Origin of the sequence: Oculatella sp. FACHB-28, from assembly GCF_014696015.1 — a bacterium.
Classification (GTDB): Bacteria; Cyanobacteriota; Cyanobacteriia; order Elainellales; family Elainellaceae; genus JAAUTN01.
The window spans coordinates 1-17,197 of record NZ_JACJPJ010000112.1 but is presented as its reverse complement, the minus strand read 5'-3'; the positions used below and the strand labels follow the sequence as shown (position 1 = coordinate 17,197).

The following is a 17,197-nucleotide window of genomic DNA, read 5'->3' as shown; positions in this document are numbered from 1 at the left end:
CTGCATCATCTCCTCTAGGTCTCGGTAGCTGAGGGAATAACGGCAGTACCATCGCACATTCAACAGGATGATTTCGGGCAGAAAGTGCCGCCACTTAAACACAGAAGCAGTAGGGTTGTGTCGCAAAAACTAGCTTAGGGTAAGCAGGACTACACTCTTCTCATAGCCACAATTGTTCACGGGACGCACACTGGTGGGCTTGAACCGCTGCTTTTTCTAGCACCTCAGTTAAGTTTGCAAGTCCAAGGGGCATTTGACACAATTGCTTCAGCGATCGCCAAGCTCATCTAGGTGTCATCAGTGTATTGACCGGGACGTGTAGCATGGCGAGGATGCCCGGCATAACCGGATAGATTGTTGTGTTCTAGAGCTAGCTCTGAGACAGATTCAAAACCTGCTCCATAGGCATCCCTGACCGCTAGTTCCAGCAGCATATTCAACTCCTGCAAGTTCTCCCTGATTTAGCCTACCTTGGGCATTGCATGACAACTTATGGCTCTATTACTCGAGGAGAACTTTAAACTTACTTACAAAGGATGACGAAATTACCTGTCAATGCATATTATTAAGTTAATTTAGTCATCACAAACGGGGCTTTAAACATTTCCCCTCACTCTTTCTAGCTACTTAGAATCTACTGCAGTAGGTGAGTGTGCTAAAGCTGCGGTGCCTCGATCAGAATTAACCTCAAACTAACATTCACGAATTGGAGAACTTTTTCCTATGCCCCAGGCTCAAACTGTTGAAGCATCCTCTGACTCGACACTCTCGAAGCTACTAGAGGCAGATGCGGCGCTAGTTGCCGAAGTTGCCGCACTCACCGCTCAGCTAGAAGCAATTGGGCAGAAGCGCCAGGGCTTGCAAACGGTGATTGAACTGTTTAGTTCGACAGACTCTTCCTCTGTAGAGTCACCATCTGCGTTAGAAGAGCCATCTAAGCCTGCATCCTCTGCGCCTCCAGCAAACCCATTAATTGCAGTTTCTGATGATGAGACAGCGGGTTCAAAAGAACAGGCTGCCAAAGGAACTAAAACTCCTGCTAAGGGACGTCATGCTAAAACGACGAGAAAATCGAAAGCTAATGAACCGGTTAAGGGCTGGCAGCATTACATCCGCAAGGAGTTTGCGAAGTTGTCTCTCCCGCAAGCGGTAGCAAGCGTGATGCAAAGTCAACCGGAGGCAGTTTTGGGTGTTCCAGAAATTGTGGACACACTTTTTGTCGATGGGACTCCTCAATCCGCCCGCAATGATGCTCGTAACCGAGTCTCAAATGTTCTTTCGATTGGTTTGAAGAATGACAAGTGGTATCGGGCTAAGAAGGGGCAATACAGCCTCTCACGAGAGGTAGCCGAAGCGAGTATTGCATCATGAGGAGTACCTTTTACCTGGAAGTGGGAGAATGACTATCTGCATCCCGACAAGCAGGAGGAAGTCTTTGGTTCTGCGGCTCCCGCAGTGATCGTTTATTGAACCTATGGTTTCCTTATTGCCTGTTACCAGGATCAATACGGTCAGCAGATTGAGACTAATGAGTGTAGGGAGAAGGCGATCGCGTCGGGCAATGGGGATGCGGAACACTAGGGCAATCGCCTCCTCAGCAGTGGTGAAAATGGGTTCGGTTGTAGCGATTTGACAATTAAGATAATCTCTTGGCTGTCCACCAGTATGTTGCATCATCAAGTGTAGGAAAAGCTTGGTGCCATTTTCTTGGAATGTCCCACAAAGTTCTAGCTTTGAAATTAAACTGTATAGCTGGAACCCTTTGAGGTGGCTCTCGCCTCTAGGCAAGATAATCCGCTGGCTTCCACCTTAAAAGCTTCGTTTGTAGAAGCACTTTTGAAACGTACAAGGTCACACAGTGTAGTAGTTCTTATGTACACAATGTTTTCTTATGTACACCCATATTTCTACCATTTCCTTCTTATGTAAGAAGTAGAGCTTGTACATAAGAAAATACTCTGGTATATCCGCCAAAAACCTGCTGCCAGGGCTACTATCGGGATTGAAGTTTTCTGGCTCAATCAATCGGTTTCAATTGCTTACCCACATATCGGCTTTTGAGTTTGCCATTCTCACGCCAGTAGGCATACCAATAAGGTCCGTGCAGCTCACCCTTCTCTCCAGCGCATCTACAACCTGCTTTGCCGCAGCGAATGCGCTCCAGTTGGTAAAGGTGCGTGGTCGCGTCAGCTCCCTCTAGATTGCTTACGTGTCTGACCTCCACAACTTCACGACCTTTTGTCCTGGTCAGTTGTGGAGCCGCTGCTTGTCGCTCCAAGTCTTGCAGGATTGAACCCAATTCTGAGTAGAGTTGTCTTGCCTGCTCAAGGGTGAGTTTGGGCAGTGCCTTGCGAAGTTTGTCGAAGTCAGACTGTTTGGGCATCGTTTCTTAGGTGCAGAGCCGTTTTCCTGAAGGCAATGGGAGGGCAGCGAGACAAATTTTGAGGATGAAGCAGCAGCGTAGAAGGAAATCGGTGAGATGGCTTCTTATGTACAAAAGCTAGATTCTGAGGTAGTTTCGCTAAGGGCAAAGCATCAATCAAAGCTGCACATAAGAGAAAAAGACAGTACATAAGAAACTTGAAATCAGTCCTGTAGTTCTGGATGAAGGCAAGCACTGCTTTCGCTCCCCTTTTTCTGATTGCCCGATACCCCATAAACACAACACATCACTTCCGAGGGGTATTGCTCAGGTACACAAGCCAGTGAATCAACTCCAAGTCAGTCAGCATCAGCAGATACTCCTTGGCAAAACGCTGCCCGAGCGCCGCAACCACCTGCTCCTCTGACCACCCCAACTCCCGAGTGCGGGTTTCAATCTGGGTCAAGATGAATAGGCGATCGCCCAGCTCACCCGTACCTGTGAATAAAGAGAATGGCAGTGCATCGTCCCGTAGAACGCCTGGGTTGACCTGTGCCCATGCCACTGCCTCAGCTACAAGAATCGGGTCACCTGACTCTAAGAATTGCTGCATTCGAGCAATTTGCCTTTGCTGGGCTGCCTCGGAGCGAATACGTTCCTGTTGGGACTGAGCGAGTCGAATTGCCTCCTGAAAGGCTTCCTGCGAGGCTCTGATATTCCGCAATGCCTCTTGTACGTATTGCACCCCTGAAGTTGGTTCTGGGCTTGAAGCGTGGGCGTTAGCATCTGGGGAAAAATTACTGACTTCAGGGGAAGGGGTAGAAGGTGTAAAATCGCTGGAAGCCTGATGGGACGGATTATCACCGTCATTGGTAATCAATAAGCTTGGAGGACTGAGCCAGTTAGATTCGCCTCCAGCGCAATCTAACTGGCTGTCCGTACTGAAGTTTGGGGGGTCTGGGGGGTTTTCCACAGGTGAATCCCATGTTGGAGTTTGATTTGAATCAGAACCAATAAAGTGGTTAGGATGCCAGAGGTCTCGATGGCGATAGAGAGAAGCGCCGCCAACGCCGTATTTCAGCAGCGCTTGAAACCGAGCGGTTGCTCGGGCAGGTAGACTATTCTTCTCAAGTAAGTCGGCGATCGCTCTTCTGATACGATCTCTCGTTGCGGCAGATTGGCGTTGATTCCAGGAAGGGGATTGATCAATTGCAGCGAGCAGTTCTGGATCTTGAACTTCTGGTTCTGACCTTTTACTTTGATCCCCAAAGTGGAAGTAGTGGCTATTTTCAATGCACCTTGCCCACTCTTGGGCACGATGCTCAATCTCGTGCTGATGCCGACACCACTCCTGGTAACCGGGAAGTGAATGGGCTGTTTCGACAATTTCATCTACGAGTGCATCCCCTTGCAGGGGTTCCCCGCCCGAGAGAATGTGGTGGAAGATGTAAGCCCGCATAGTAATGCGACCCAGAAGCCGATTAGTTTGTCCATAACCTGTCCAGCCCAATTCAATCTCGGCGTTCAAATCATTGATAAATTTCTCGGCTTTGCCTGAGATGCCAAAGTGTTTTCGCTTGGCTTGCTTGAGGATTTGTTTGAGTGTTTTACTGTCAATGTCGTTACGCCCTTGGGAAAGCTGCCATTGGGCTACGAAGGTTTGAGAAGTTCCCCAAATTGGCTGCCATGCCTCATTTAACAAGTAAGAACCAGTTTGTAGCGGAAGCCGGTGAGCGTTAAACAGGCTGAGGTTGCCATCTGTGGCATAGGGTTTGGGATTTGGAAAGATTTCGAGTTGTCCAGGTAGCAGTTTGAACCCGGCATTTTCAAGCAGGCAGGCGAGAGCGATCGCCAACTGCCAAGAGCTTTGGGTTTGCCCAAACGGGAAATAGAGATGCAAACCATCGCTGTAACTGGAGGTGCAGGCAATGTAGCTGACTAGTCCTAACGGTTCCAGTGCGTTGACAATTCGGGAAATAGCAAAGGGATCACGTCTGGGGTGATAGAGACTACCAATGTCGATGTCGAGGAGGCAATAGTTGGTTTCTGCGCCGAAGCGAACACCATAGAGATAGGTACCTTGGCGGATTAGCCGATCTGATAAAGGATGGCGGATTTCTGTTTTCCACTCAACGGCTGTATCTGAAGTTGAGTGTTCTGCCCAAATGTAATCAAATCGGTGGGGGAAAAGTGCGAGAAAACAGTCGTCCCATTCCTGGACGTATTGAAAGTAATTGCTGGATTGAGTAATTGTCATATCGGCTCCATTTCGGTGGAACCGGCTCAGATATCCTCCCTAAACTCGTTCAAACCCGTCCCTTAATAGCTTGCTAATCTACTTCAGCAGATGTTTGCCTCATTAAGCCAAAAGAAAACCTGCCAGAATTTTTAAACTCTGACACAGCTTGCTACACGGCAAACCACCAGAACTGCTATTATGCAGATACAAAAAACTGGCTGAGGAAATAACTATTTCATCAGTCAAATTGTAGGAACCGGGATAGTTGAGACTTTGGCGAGGTTCTGCCCCGGTTTTCTAATAACTGCGGGTGGATACCACTTGGTATCTTGGGTAGAACGCATCTAGGCAATGGCTTATTAAAGACCATTGCGTCATAGTATGGCGACCTCCAGGTAGCGAAGTTGGATATTTCGTACTGCTCTAGAACAGAAGAACTAGAGGAGATGCGATCTATTAAACACCTAAATTTTTCTTATAAAACACACGGAAATTCATCACAACGGTACTTTACGTGGGAGTGATAGAACAAGAATACGGCAGAGTGATAGAGCAGATTATACGCCGGAGTGATAGAACAAAACCACGATTTTCTCCGGAGTGATAGAGCAGGCTATACGCCGGAGTGATAGAACAATTTCCCTAACCCCGGTAGAGAAGAAGCTTTAGCAAACAGTTTATGAATTCTGTACGTCGGAGTGATAGAGCAGACTATACGCCGGAGTGATAGAACAAATCTAATTTATACGCCGGAGTGATAGAAGTATTTATACGCCGGAGTGATAGAGCTTGAAGGCAAAAACATACGCCGGAGTGATAGAACAAAGCGGGCTATATCTGGAGTGTTTGAGATCAAAACTCAATAGATCTAGTAGAATTCCCCCATGCTTACCTACCCATTCCTATGACTTTGAGCGAAAAAGATTTAACTTTTCCTGTAGACGGACAGTTGCTCATGGTGTTGCCTAGGGCGGCAGCTTCAGTCAACAACCCAGACGTTCGCCTGCCAATTCTGCGTTCAGATGGGGATGGGTACTATCTGGAGATGCGAGTTGAAGCAGATGCGAGTGATGCCGGTGAGGTAGCAGTAACACGGCGCGTTCCTCTCGAAGATCTGACAGCAGACGAGTGGGAGGAACTCAACCAGCAGTACGATAACCTTGACTTGGAAGTGTTGGTTGACCAGGGGATCAGTAAGGGACTTGAGAAAATTCAAGACCGCAAAATCCAACGTCTATTCATGGCACTGCTGACCTTTTTGAATCCTCGTCAGGTTGGGATCGTGCTGTACCTCTACAAATTGGCAGCTGAACAGAATAATGGTCCAGTCGTTACTTTCCGCTCTAATGATCTATTGGAAAGCTTGGGCTATTCGCGCACAAAAGGAGGTAGCTTTCATGCAAAGGTGCGATCGCAACTGAACCGAGACTTGGTAGCACTCCACCGGGTTGAGTTGGTTTTGGCTAAATCTTTGAGAGAGGGTAACAAGATTGGGGCAGAGGTCATCATCAAAAGTATTCTGCGGATCAAAAGCTACAAAATAGAGAATCTTTCAAGGGATTTTGACCTTGCAAAAGCAGCAGACTATACCTATGAATTAGCAGACTCATACACAGTCTCTCTAGAGTTCTTTGAGGGGCCCAGCCGTACAGGGGATTATGTTTTGTTTGCTGGAGACGTAGACATTACACAGAAACTTGGTAGCAATGCGAAAAATGACTACAGAACCAAGCTTCTGCTTTATCTTGCCAGTCGTCTAAAATGGGATTCTCCTCAGGATGGGCAATATTTAACGATTTCTAAGCAGTATTTGTTTAAGAACCTTAACCTTCTGAGCAGCAATTCCTCGCGGAATAATCAAATCTTCTGGCGCACTGTTGAGGAGTTGCAACAGGATGGGTACATCCTTGGTGCACAGGAGTTACCAGGTAAAAGAAAAACACCTTCGATTCAGTTTCAGATTAATCCCGGAAGGCTGCGGTCAAATGCCAAATCGTGACTCTTTACTATAGTTTAAGTAAGGGGTTCACCTCTTATGCTTTCTTATGTACAGGAACAAATTTTCTTACCTACACTGGGCAAATAGTAGCTAAAACGTGGAGAATAAACCGCTTTACCGGTTCTTGATTAAGACTGTACATAAGAAAATCGGTTTGTACATAAGAAATTTAAGCGAAGGCTATGTCTAGAAGATGAGTTCGGATGCTCTCTGGTTATTGAAACATTTAGTTAATGCTGAGGTACCCCAGAACTAATTAACGTGAGTTCGGGTTAAGCTAAACGCTGCAAGGTTTGGTATAAAAGGCTTTAGGCAAAGGGTATTGCTGTAGGCTCTTCTCAATAAGGTTGTTTATTGAGAAAAATTGCATCTGTGGACCTTGCTGACAATAGCTTGATTCACTGCAACGAAATGAGGTACGAAAAATCAGGGGTTCTGACGATTTCTTATCCCGAACTCACGTTAATTAAGCTGGGAAGAGTTCTATCGAAATTGGCTCAAACGTGTGCTCCAGCCCAGTCCTAAATTTTTTAGGATCATGCCTAGACAAAGAACTATAAACTACAACTAGAACACCTGTACGTTAATTGTGCTATGGATGGACAACGCAAAGTCATCCACGTTGATCTGGATGCCTATTATGCGTCGGTTGAGCAACGAGACAATCCGCATTATCGAGGCAAGCCTCTGGTTGTGGGTGGTTCACCCGATAAGCGTGGCGCAGTCGCAGCAGCAAGCTATGAGGCACGTAAGTATGGCATTCACTCAGCCATGCCTTCCCGCATTGCCCTGCAACGTTGCCCACACCTAATCTTTGTTAAGCCTCGCTTCGAGGTTTACCGTGCTATTTCTGAGCAGATTCGCGCTATCTTCTACCGCTACACAGATTGGGTTGAACCGCTTGCCTTAGATGAAGCGTACCTGGATGTGACGTATAACAGGCAAGAAACCAGTTCAGCCACGGCGATCGCCCGTGAGATCAAGCAAGCGATTTTTGAGGAGACCCGTCTGACTGCCTCTGCTGGTGTATCTATCAACAAATTCTTGGCTAAAGTTGCGTCTGGTATGAACAAACCGGATGGACTGACGGTGATTCCACCTCATGAGTCAGAGTCATTTGTTGAGTCTTTGCCGATTGAAAAATTCCATGGCATTGGGCAGGTGACTGCGAAGAAGATGCACGAGTTAGGGATTCATCATGGAATAGACCTCAAAGAGCGTACAGAAGATGAATTAGTGCAGTGCTTCGGTAAGGTAGGAAGGTTTTATTACAAAATTGCCAGGGCAAAGGACGATCGCCCAGTCAATCCTAATCGCATCCGTAAGTCTGTAGGAGGGGAGACAAGTTTTGACCCAGACCTGGATAATTTGGAAAGGATGCGCCAGGAATTAGTTAGCATCGCCCAAGTCGTGTACCAACGGCTTAGGAAGCAGCAAACGCGCGGTCGAACGCTAACGTTGAAAATTAAATTTGCCGACTACCAGCAAATTACCCGCAGCTGTACCTTGCTGGAATGGATTGAACAAGAGAACCAGATCTTAGGCTTAGCACAAGACCTCTTTAATCGTGTTGCCTTGGACGGACAAAAAGTTCGCTTACTTGGCATTACGATTTCTAAGCTGGATAATGCTGCTTCACCTCTACACTATGAGCAACTTGTTCTGGAGCTAGGACTAGTAACAAATTTTGCTAGCTACAGTCGGGTAAGCGATTAAAGGTAGAAGTTTGACAGCTTAAAAGGATATGAAATACGTAAATAGCGTACTGAACGAATAAGCCTTCTTTCCTCAGGTCGGCAAACAGGGCATGATAGGGGCGATGTTTTCAGGTTGAACTATTGGAGCCGCTCGACTTCTGTAAGCGTTGGATCAAAGGGAATCCCGATGAACGCGGGTACTACACAGTTTGTGTTAATGCTCTTGCTGAAGCTACAGGACTGTCAAAACGGACGATAGAAGGCTGGGGAAAAGACTTTACGGGACGCCCTGACTATGTGCTTAATATCCTGAAAAAGGAAGACCTGCTAAATCAAATACGAGAATTGAACCCCCCGCCGGACTATCTGAAAGGGAAGTAACAAAATTTTAATACGTAAATTACGTATAAATCTCTTGGCTCTTGATTAGGGGTTCGCTACTGTGTTGATAACTAGGGACTAAGTTTGAGCGATCGCTGACGAACCAAGTTCTTAGTGCTTCTTACTTTCTATGTCGCCCGGCGATCGTCAATTTTTGAGGATTAAACTGCTGTGTCTAATGACCCCATTTGCCAACCAATAGTTGGCTCAGTCGATGGTCAACTCCCTTCATCGGTCAAATTCAACATAGGCGACCGCGTCAGCTGGTTTCGAGTGCTAACGCAAGATTTTGGAGTGGTAAGCGATCGCTTCTATGGCTTAGAAGGGAGTGTGCAAGCAGACGGATGGCACCATTTTGCGCGGCTTGATTCTCAAAGCCTTTCCTTTGCCCATTGTAAGAAGGACTACGGCTTTGAGGATGACTTGGCATTGATCATCGTCATCACCCAGTGATACAAGCAGATTGCTATGGCAGAAACCCTAACCTCATCTACCGAATTCTCTTTACCCCTACCCGAGCAGTTTCCACACAGTACCTCTCCGCCTAAGTTCAATCTAGGAGATCAGGTCTGCTGGAATCCTCTACCCAGTCAAGACTTTGGCACCATTGTTGGGTTGCAATATGTCCCAGCCAGTCACCTGAAAGCTTGGTCATGGCGATATCTTATTCTCCTCTCCCCTGCTAGCCCCTCTCGTGCCTGGGTGCAAGCTGACCTAGCCTGGGAGAACGACATTCGCTTGCAAGGATTTCCCTAACTATCCTCGCTCTAATTCTGCCTACTGCTGTTGCTTTGGAAGAACAACGATGAGCCCCCGCAACTTAGGACAGCATGAACTAAGACTGTTCCATTTCTACACCCACTGCCAGCTTCAAATGTCCCATCTTGATTTTTATGCGAAGTGGGATGTCACTCATGCTCAAATGGCGCAGATCTGCGGCTGCTCCCAACCGACCGTAGATCGCTGGTTTGCCGGGTCGGGCAACTACCGTCCGCCTGAGCCGCTCTACTTACGTCGTCTTGCCGAGATGGATTTGCTTTGGGAGAAATACTACAAGATTCCCCTCGCTCTCAGGCGACATCTTTGCCCGATGCTGCGCACCAATGGGAAAGAACCCTCACCGTGATAGGGAAGGTTTGCATTGTGGGAGTCTAGAAACCTAGTGTGAGGGTTAGTCGCCCGTTCTCATCCTCCACCCTATGCCGATTCAAATCCATCTAGAACGTCGCTGTTGCCAACTCTCCTCGCTCGAACAGTCTCTTGCTAAAGCTGCGGCTAGCAGATATACGATGCGCTTCCAGTTGCAGTCCCGACTTGCGCTCAAGCAAATGAGCTACAGCCTAGCGGCTCCCTTGCAGATTGAGGAGAACCTCTTGAAACGGATGATCACTAAGTATTCTGAGCAGTTGGTCTATCGACCCCTAGAGGAACTGCAGTACTGGTTTACTTATTCCTGTGGGGCTTTTTTGGAACCGGGCTATCCTCCCTTGTTCTATAGCCGCACCGAGAACAAGGTGGTGGCTCCGAATAAGAGCGCCGTGGCAGGGATTGGAGAGGGGATTGCGGGATTCCTGATCCAGCGGCTCTACGGGTGCCGCAAACTGGCCCGCCCCAATCACGACTATCCCGATATTGTGATGGAGGGGGACGGCAAGATCTATCTGGTGGAGTCAAAGGCGACAACTCAGTCTATTGCTGAGATTAAGCAGGTGATTGAGGAAGAGTTGATTCGGATGGCAGCTTATACATCTGCTTGTGCTGAGTTAGATGCTCAACCGGTCGTGGGGATATTGGTGGGCACGGCATTAATCAGCGAGAGCCAATACTATTGCTACCTGACAGAGGTGGGCGTATGAGATTGAAGGTGTTGTCTCAGGAAGAGTTTGTGTTGCAAAACGTCGTGGCGATCGCCCGTTGCCTGATGCAGCGAGAGGTCGAGCAGCACAGTAGCGCTCTGGAGTTGAGCTTAGTCGAGTTAGTGCGCGAGCAGATGCGAAGCCTGTCGAGGGAAAGTGAAGGCGACCGGACAGCGAACTTATTAGAAGCGGCGATCGCCATTGTCCAAAAGCAGGTGCAGGGGAGATTGCAGGAGGATAGTGTACAGTTCAACTTTGATTCTTACCTGGCGAGTGTGCGAAGGACGTTGAAGTTTCCTGCCAGAGAAATAGCCGAGTTGGGGGAGCGGTTGAACCAGTCGAGGGAGATGCAGCGACTGGGGGAGCGCAGGCGCTTAATGAGCCAGTCTCAAGTTCCGTTTGAAGTGGCAGAGGTGGGGCTACGAGGTGCGATCGAAGGGTTATTTGCTTTTCCGCTAACGGAAGTGTGCGTTGTCGATGTTGAGCAAGTTCAACCTCCTTATCAGGTGAAGGGAGAGTGGTTTCCTTTTCTCGTGACGGCGGAACCTCTAGAGTTTGTGGTGGATGATGACGGCAGCATCTTTGTTGCAACCGAAAACCTGCCTGAACGACTGATGGAACTGGCGGGAGAGGGGTTGATGGAGCTGGCAAATCAGTTGTATACGCACCTCTAGGAGATCTCAGAACCAGGGGTGTAGTAGAAGCCATTTCCCATAAATTGAGTTTGCAGATGCAATGACCAGACAAGTGACTGAGGGTATGTCAATAGCAATCTAACCCGCTAAGTTAATCTAGCCTGCATTTCCTCCCGCAAGAAAATTTCAAAGAATCGGAGGGTTTCCCTAGCGGTCGCCTCCGGGTTTTGCTGTGGGGGAATATTGAACGTCATCTGATAGACATTCCCGCCGCCGCCCATGTTTACCCTATCGCCTCCGGTAACACGATCCGTCGCTTGAAGGGAGCCCGCATTGCCGCCGGTCAGTCCGCTAATGGCGGCAAGACGCTCCGAAACTTGAAGGGAGCCGACCTCCGCCGCCCCATGCATCATATTATGCATTTGCTGCGGGGTTAAAATAAACTCGCTTGTGTTAGCGATCGCCAGGTCAGATCCGGCTGGCATTCGCCTAACCTCCTGTGAAATGGCGGATAGTAAGCCACCCGCCGCGCTATAAACACGGGGTAAGCCTCCCGCCCATTCCGCTACAACCGCAACCGCATCGCCGCCCGTCGCCTCCGCATTGCGCTCCGCCGCCCGCATCTGAGCCTGATTTAATAGGTCAAGGCTTCTTTGCTCAACCTCGTTCATGTCCTTCTGTCGGGTCGCTGAAGCCTGCCCTGTGACCCCCTCATAAAGCTGATCTATCGGGTTTCGCAAAGCGGTCTTAATCGCTTCCAAAAATTCAATTACCGCTGCCTGAATTTCGGTAAAGTCCCCGGAAATTACAGCCTTCAAAAGCTCCATCCCCTCCCGGAAAATGGCTGTGAAGTTCGCCCATTGCTCCGACATGATGGTTGTTATTTCATTCCAATGGTTCTTAATCTGAAGGACCAGTCCCACTATTACCAACGCCGCTGCCGCTATTAGTAGTAACGGCAATCCGGCTGTTGCGGCGGCAAAAGATAAAGCGATCCAGGTGCCTAAGCTGATGAACGCATTGACAATAAATGGAATCAGCACCCCAACAACAGCTACAGCTACACCCGCTGACATGTAGACCCCCGGATCTAGGCTTACTAAAAAGCTACCTACACCCATCATCAGCGCTGCCACCCCCTGTCCAAAGGCGTACAGGATAGGCCCATAGTCCAGTCCAGACAGGTAGGCATAAGCAGTGTCGAAAATATAGCTGAAGCCCATATTGACGTATTCCGCCAAGCGTTCACCGATCGCCCCCGGACTAAGCTCCAAATCAATCACGTCAAAAACCGCTGTCAGGGTGTCAATAAAGCTCCGCCCCGATTCCATTGAGTTGATGAAGAAGTAAATTATCTCCGTAACCTGCCCGACCAAATCAGTCGCTATCTCAAACGCCCGCTTCAGCATCATCATCGGGTCGGGCAAACCCGAGTCTTTCAGGATCTCACCCAATACGGTGAGCAACCCTTCTGATCCAACCATCGTCTTTAAGAATTCATTGAAGGCAGCAAACGCGGTTTCCTGTTCCTCAGTCGTCTTATTCAGGTCACGAAACAGACCAAACAAACCCGTTTGCGGGTCAAAGATGGAGCTTTTGAAACTTTCCGTTAAACCTGATACAGAGTTACTAGCCTGTTCAATAAAGTCCTCTGTAATGACCTTCGCGCCCGCCTCCTCAATGATTCGGACACGGTCTTTGATCTTTAGGTCAGCTAAGCTCTTAGCCCCCGCCTGTTTCAACCCGTCCTCGATAGCGCCTAGCAAGACAGGGTTATTCTGGAAAATCTGAATTTGGCGCAAACTCGCGATCGAAGCTCCGTTCAACGCCTGTGTTAGACCTAGCGAGGTGTTGCCAATATCAACCCCGGAGCCTGCCGATAATGCTGCATATTTCTCGGTAATGTTAAACAGGCTGTCCTCATACCCCTGCATGTTTTCTAGCTGACCTTGAGCATTCTGAAACGCGGGCAACACCGAGTCCCCGATCGTTCTTGCCAACTGGGCATACCCGGCGGTGCTACCCGGCAAAGATGCCGCCGCCTCCGATATTCGAACGTTGAACTTATCTACAAACCCGGAAGCCTCGTCGTAGCTTTTCCCGGTTAGGGAGGCAAAGGTCGTCGCCGCTGAAATGTTTTGTAGCTGAATATCAGTGGCTTCTGTAATTTTCCCCTTTAGGAAATTAATACCATTCTGCGCTAACTGAGTTGCCGCCTGAGCTTTAACCATGCCAAAGGCGATCGCATCGCTGAGGCTTAGGGTTCTACGTTTAGTCCCATCCGCCTCCTCCCCAATCCCCCGAAACCCCGCCCGGATTTGCTGAAACACGCCCGTCGTTTGATTGCGGGCACGGATCAGCATGTCTAAAACGGTAGTAGCCATAGGGATCAGGGGCGCTCAAAGCTAGCAGAATCCCCTTAGCTAACTAAAAGTTTTCACGCTTTTTCAGGCTTGCCCACTTGGTGATTTTGCAAACTCAATCATCCGTTTTTGTTTCGCCTGCGTACTAATACAGGGGTGTAGCTCTACTTCTTCCTGTGTTCCCGCTAAATCGGCTATTCGTCACGCTTCGACTTAATGCTTTGATCTAACGGAATTAGCATGAACACCCTTGGCGACAAACTCCGCGAGCGATCGCCCGCGCCTATTTACTTGCAATTTAATCCCGCTCCTACCCCGCTTAAAGAAGCAAGCTACGTTTTCTACCTTGCCCTAGCTCAGAATCGTAGCTTGTTTCACGAATGGCGACAAAAAAGGCGATCGCAGGGAGGGCTTTACTGTGCCCTGTACCCTGAAACGCCTGAATTGCTGTTTAAGATGCTGAATGCTCTAGGCTTTTGGGAACGGGAAGCGCCAAAATGCAGCTTGCGATCGCCCGCTGTCACTAACCCTATTCGCCTGGTACAGATTGGGGACTATCGGAAAAACCCGCATTATGCCCAAATGGCAGGTTTTCTAGATCGGTATTTCCCAAGCTGGAAAAAGGCACCTGTAGAAATGCCTTAATAGTGAAAAGCCATGCATAGCCTCGCTTTCAGTGGCGCTATGCATGGCTTAGTTTTTTAGTGGCGTTTTGGTGACGGGTTCGTAGGGGATGGCTCATGAGGGCGATCGCTACTTCCAATCCCCTTTTTTGAAATCAAAGTGGCGATCGCATGGCTCCGTCCTGGACCTCATGATTTCCGGCAAATCATATTTTCGACGGTTCCCAGTTAGACGCAGCCAGATTTTTTCCCAGAAATTTTCAGGGGACAGCTTGTAGAACAGAACTCCCCGCGCCCCCGTCCCCGAAACCTGGTAAGCGGGACGTACAACCGCGATGACCTTGCCGTTTCTAGAAACCTCTTTCAGTAGAACTTTACGCGTTACTTTATTCCTACATATTTTGCTGGCTCCCTATTTTTTGAGGTTGCAAAAGAAGAAGCAAGGAATTAGGGGCGATCGCTGAAAGGTGATTGAAAAGGCGATCGCTACCTGCAAACCCGCTCACAGTCTCATTTACAGCCTCATTCACAGCCCCATCCAAAATCACCCCAGTGGCGGATCGGTGGCGGATCGGTGGCGGATGACTGGCGGAACGGTGGCGGATAAATAAGCGCTTCCCATCCGTCACCCATCCGCCACCGATCCGCTTCTGAGGGTTGTGAAAGGCTTCTGACTTTAGGGGCGATCGCTACCCCTACCCCCTAGCCTGCATCCAAAAATAGGGGCAAAAGCGGGGGGCAATTTGATCGGCAAATTCGGCAGGCAAGCCCAGATTTTTTCGGCTGAGTTTTTGGGGTCAAGCTGGAACCCTCATGTCAAACAGAACCCTCATGTCAAGATTCAAAATTGCATTTTCGCTGTCCAGGCGAGCCCCCCAAAAATGACTCAATACACGCCCAAAAAATTACCTACAAATTCACTAGGCAAGCCTAAATTTTTTCAGGGGGATTTTATAGGGTCAATTTGGAATCCCTTGCTAAGCGAGACCTCTAAAAATGCCTCAATGTACAGCTAAGTCCAAACAAACAGGTGAGCGCTGCCAGCGCCCCGCTATCTCAGGCAGAAACGTCTGTTACCATCACGGGGGCAATACCCCTGTAGGTCGTGCCCTACCTCAAACTAAAACTGGAAGATACTCGCGCCATATTCCCGACCGATTGATAGAGCAATATGAGGCATCAGCAAACGACGAGGAGTTGCTGAGTCTACGTGAGGAGGTTCAGCTTATTGATGCCCGCATGATTGACATGCTTAAGCGGGTTGAGGGCGGGGATTCGGAGGAGATATGGAAACGGCTCAAGGCTGAATTCCAGACCTTTGAGGATGCGATGAAGCAAAACGATCAGGGAGCGGTGACAGCAGCGCTCGCTGAGGTGCGCCGCCTAATCAAACGGGGCTTGGGCGATTATGCCGCCTGGAACGAGGTGAAAGCCCTGATGGAGCAACGCCGCCGCTTAGTCGAATCTGAGCGCAAGCGCCTGCTAGATATGCAGCAATTCATTACCGCAGAAAAAGCCCTACTCCTAATCTCGTCGCTGACAGAAGTGATCAAGAAACATGTCAAGGATCGAGCCGCTCTTGCCGCAATCAGTACCGAATTTATTCGACTCACTGGTTCACCAAATAGCGGAGAGCCTAGCGAGTAGTGATGAAATAGAACGGCAACCTGTACCCTACCCCGAATACGAAAACGACCCGGTTGGCTTTGCCCTGCATGTGTTAGGTGTGCCTGAATTAACTCAGGAGCAGATTCAGTTTTTTGAATCCGTTCGCGACCGGACAATTACCAATGTCCGCGCAGGTCACGGAATTGGGAAATGTGTGGCTAAAGGTGACAAACTGCTTTTGTCAAGCGGGCTGGAGGTATCTGCTGAAAGCTTGGTAGACAAGCAATTTAACCTCTTAACCCTGGTCGATGGGAAAGTTGTCCCGGTGCCCGCTGTTGCCGGATGGAATTTGAAGGAATCCATTTACGAAGTTACGACCGAGACGGGGCGGCGTATTCTTCGCAATGCCGAGCATCCCCTCTATACAGCTATCAAATGGAGTCAGGATGATGCTGAAGAAATCATTGATGCTCGGCATTGGACAGGCATTGCAACAATGCAGGCATGGCTAGAATCCCCCCCTGATTATCAGCCCTCTAAGGTTGAGGGTGAGGGCTGGACAATGGCTGGGTGCAAGCATGATGTTCTGTGTGCTGTACCGCAGGAGATTCCTGTATTTGGCGCTCGCCCCATGCCTGAGCCTGAGCTTACGCTTTTGGCTTATTTGGTTGGCGATGGCGGCATGACGAGGGGCACCCCAGCCTTTGAGGAGGTTAGGAAGTCCATCTCCCCGATAGGTTGCCTTGCCCTACTTCAAAAGCATGAACTAATGGGTAGGGGGTCGCCTGAGAAGCGGATTCCAGATTGCATCTTTGAGCTGCCTAAAGATCAGTTGGCTACCTTCCTGTCCCGGTTGTTTTTTGCCGATGGCTGGGCTTGCGTATCTAAAGATAGTCGAGATAGTCAGGGGGATACCTTACAGGCGGAGATTGGTTTCTGTAGCGTTTCGCGTGAGCTAGTCGAACAGGTACAGCGGTTGCTATTGCGGTTTGGAATCATAGCCAACGTCGCGCCCAAGGAAAAGGGTAACGCCTGGATGCTGTTCATTCATGAGGGTGAACAGCAATTAAGGTTTACTGAGGAGATTGGTATCTATGGCAAAGAGGAGGCGTTAAAGCAAGTCGTTGAGGTAGCTCAGGCAAAAATAGCTCAGGTTTCAGAATGGCGAAAGCTAAAAGCCCCTGATGGCACCGTTTGGGAAAAGGTCGTTAGTATTCGCAAGCTAGAGGAGCCTGAATGGACGGTGGCGATTGGGGTGCCTGAGCATGAAACCTTCTTAACCTCATTCTTTGAACACAACAGCTTCGGGTCTTCGGTTTTAGGGCACCTCGAAAAATAGGTTAAGGAGAGTCTTAGGTTGAGACAGGTATGAGATCCTGATGATAGAGCAGTGATGGGGTGAGATGAGATGAAACAACCTGGCTTTTGGGATTG

General features: G+C 49.0%; 16 protein-coding genes. 11 read left to right on the top strand and 5 right to left on the bottom strand.

Going from position 1 to position 17,197, the window contains the following annotated elements:
• Nucleotides 1-287: 287 nt before the first annotated feature.
• Nucleotides 288-434 carry a hypothetical protein gene (locus H6F88_RS32515; RefSeq protein ID WP_190646974.1) on the bottom strand — a complete coding sequence of 49 codons (147 nt, stop codon included), beginning with the start codon at nt 432-434 and terminating at the stop codon, nt 288-290.
• 289 nt (nt 435-723) lie between these two features.
• Between H6F88_RS32515 and H6F88_RS32510 the strand changes: the two genes are divergently transcribed.
• Complete coding sequence (locus H6F88_RS32510) at nt 724-1,371, top strand: hypothetical protein (RefSeq protein ID WP_190646973.1); 648 nt, start codon at nt 724-726, stop codon at nt 1,369-1,371.
• Nucleotides 1,372-2,017: 646 nt separating this feature from the next.
• Here H6F88_RS32510 and H6F88_RS32505 read toward each other — a convergent pair.
• Complete coding sequence (locus H6F88_RS32505) at nt 2,018-2,383, bottom strand: DUF6788 family protein (protein ID WP_190646972.1); 366 nt, start codon at nt 2,381-2,383, stop codon at nt 2,018-2,020.
• 286 nt (nt 2,384-2,669) lie between these two features.
• The gene (locus H6F88_RS32500) at nt 2,670-4,619 is read right to left on the bottom strand and encodes a hypothetical protein (protein ID WP_190646971.1); all 1,950 of its coding nucleotides are present in this window, start codon (nt 4,617-4,619) and stop codon (nt 2,670-2,672) included.
• Between the two features lie 886 nt (nt 4,620-5,505).
• Here H6F88_RS32500 and H6F88_RS32495 point away from each other — a divergent pair.
• The 7 genes from H6F88_RS32495 (at nt 5,506) to H6F88_RS32465 (ending at nt 11,208) form a co-directional block, all read left to right on the top strand.
• A complete protein-coding gene (locus tag H6F88_RS32495; RefSeq protein WP_190646970.1) occupies nt 5,506-6,600 on the top strand; it encodes a hypothetical protein in 1,095 nt (364 codons plus the stop codon).
• A gap of 594 nt (nt 6,601-7,194) precedes the next feature.
• Nucleotides 7,195-8,316 (top strand): DNA polymerase IV, encoded by a 1,122-nt coding sequence (dinB, locus tag H6F88_RS32490; RefSeq protein WP_190646969.1) that lies wholly within the window; start codon nt 7,195-7,197, stop codon nt 8,314-8,316.
• A 533-nt stretch (nt 8,317-8,849) separates the two neighbouring features.
• Nucleotides 8,850-9,131: a hypothetical protein gene (locus H6F88_RS32485; protein ID WP_190646968.1), complete on the top strand. Its 282-nt coding sequence runs from the start codon at nt 8,850-8,852 to the stop codon at nt 9,129-9,131.
• Between the two features lie 15 nt (nt 9,132-9,146).
• A complete protein-coding gene (locus H6F88_RS32480) occupies nt 9,147-9,434 on the top strand; it encodes a hypothetical protein (RefSeq protein WP_190646967.1) in 288 nt (95 codons plus the stop codon).
• Nucleotides 9,435-9,483: 49 nt separating this feature from the next.
• Nucleotides 9,484-9,804, top strand: coding sequence for a helix-turn-helix transcriptional regulator (locus tag H6F88_RS32475; RefSeq protein ID WP_190646966.1), 321 nt, complete (start codon nt 9,484-9,486; stop codon nt 9,802-9,804).
• 73 nt (nt 9,805-9,877) lie between these two features.
• Nucleotides 9,878-10,534 (top strand): hypothetical protein, encoded by a 657-nt coding sequence (locus tag H6F88_RS32470; protein ID WP_190646965.1) that lies wholly within the window; start codon nt 9,878-9,880, stop codon nt 10,532-10,534.
• Complete coding sequence (locus tag H6F88_RS32465) at nt 10,531-11,208, top strand: hypothetical protein (protein ID WP_190646964.1); 678 nt, start codon at nt 10,531-10,533, stop codon at nt 11,206-11,208. Before H6F88_RS32470 ends, H6F88_RS32465 begins: the two co-directional genes overlap by 4 nt.
• Nucleotides 11,209-11,315: 107 nt before the next feature.
• On the opposite strand, the gene H6F88_RS32460 is transcribed toward H6F88_RS32465, so the two are convergent.
• On the bottom strand, nt 11,316-13,553 hold the full coding sequence (locus H6F88_RS32460; RefSeq protein WP_190646963.1) for a hypothetical protein: 2,238 nt from the start codon (nt 13,551-13,553) through the stop codon (nt 11,316-11,318).
• A 219-nt stretch (nt 13,554-13,772) separates the two neighbouring features.
• Between H6F88_RS32460 and H6F88_RS32455 the strand changes: the two genes are divergently transcribed.
• Nucleotides 13,773-14,177, top strand: coding sequence for a hypothetical protein (locus H6F88_RS32455; protein WP_190646962.1), 405 nt, complete (start codon nt 13,773-13,775; stop codon nt 14,175-14,177).
• Nucleotides 14,178-14,547: 370 nt separating this feature from the next.
• Here the strand turns inward: H6F88_RS32455 and H6F88_RS32450 are convergent, their stop codons facing one another.
• On the bottom strand, nt 14,548-14,784 hold the full coding sequence (locus tag H6F88_RS32450) for a hypothetical protein (protein ID WP_190646961.1): 237 nt from the start codon (nt 14,782-14,784) through the stop codon (nt 14,548-14,550).
• A gap of 367 nt (nt 14,785-15,151) precedes the next feature.
• Between H6F88_RS32450 and H6F88_RS32445 the strand changes: the two genes are divergently transcribed.
• Nucleotides 15,152-15,802, top strand: a complete 651-nt coding sequence (locus H6F88_RS32445; protein ID WP_190646960.1) for a hypothetical protein — start codon at nt 15,152-15,154, stop codon at nt 15,800-15,802.
• Nucleotides 15,714-17,102: an LAGLIDADG family homing endonuclease gene (locus tag H6F88_RS32440; protein WP_190646959.1), complete on the top strand. Its 1,389-nt coding sequence runs from the start codon at nt 15,714-15,716 to the stop codon at nt 17,100-17,102. Before H6F88_RS32445 ends, H6F88_RS32440 begins: the two co-directional genes overlap by 89 nt.
• Nucleotides 17,103-17,197 lie beyond the last annotated feature (95 nt).

Coding starts and splice junctions, on each gene's coding strand:
- H6F88_RS32515 (WP_190646974.1), bottom strand. CDS start 434: ATGCTGCTGGAACTAGCGGTCAGGGATGCCTATGGAGCAGGTTTTGAA.
- H6F88_RS32510 (WP_190646973.1), top strand. CDS start 724: ATGCCCCAGGCTCAAACTGTTGAAGCATCCTCTGACTCGACACTCTCG.
- H6F88_RS32505 (WP_190646972.1), bottom strand. CDS start 2,383: ATGCCCAAACAGTCTGACTTCGACAAACTTCGCAAGGCACTGCCCAAA.
- H6F88_RS32500 (WP_190646971.1), bottom strand. CDS start 4,619: ATGACAATTACTCAATCCAGCAATTACTTTCAATACGTCCAGGAATGG.
- H6F88_RS32495 (WP_190646970.1), top strand. CDS start 5,506: ATGACTTTGAGCGAAAAAGATTTAACTTTTCCTGTAGACGGACAGTTG.
- dinB (WP_190646969.1), top strand. CDS start 7,195: ATGGATGGACAACGCAAAGTCATCCACGTTGATCTGGATGCCTATTAT.
- H6F88_RS32480 (WP_190646967.1), top strand. CDS start 9,147: ATGGCAGAAACCCTAACCTCATCTACCGAATTCTCTTTACCCCTACCC.
- H6F88_RS32475 (WP_190646966.1), top strand. CDS start 9,484: ATGAGCCCCCGCAACTTAGGACAGCATGAACTAAGACTGTTCCATTTC.
- H6F88_RS32470 (WP_190646965.1), top strand. CDS start 9,878: ATGCCGATTCAAATCCATCTAGAACGTCGCTGTTGCCAACTCTCCTCG.
- H6F88_RS32465 (WP_190646964.1), top strand. CDS start 10,531: ATGAGATTGAAGGTGTTGTCTCAGGAAGAGTTTGTGTTGCAAAACGTC.
- H6F88_RS32460 (WP_190646963.1), bottom strand. CDS start 13,553: ATGGCTACTACCGTTTTAGACATGCTGATCCGTGCCCGCAATCAAACG.
- H6F88_RS32455 (WP_190646962.1), top strand. CDS start 13,773: ATGAACACCCTTGGCGACAAACTCCGCGAGCGATCGCCCGCGCCTATT.
- H6F88_RS32445 (WP_190646960.1), top strand. CDS start 15,152: ATGCCTCAATGTACAGCTAAGTCCAAACAAACAGGTGAGCGCTGCCAG.
- H6F88_RS32440 (WP_190646959.1), top strand. CDS start 15,714: ATGTCAAGGATCGAGCCGCTCTTGCCGCAATCAGTACCGAATTTATTC.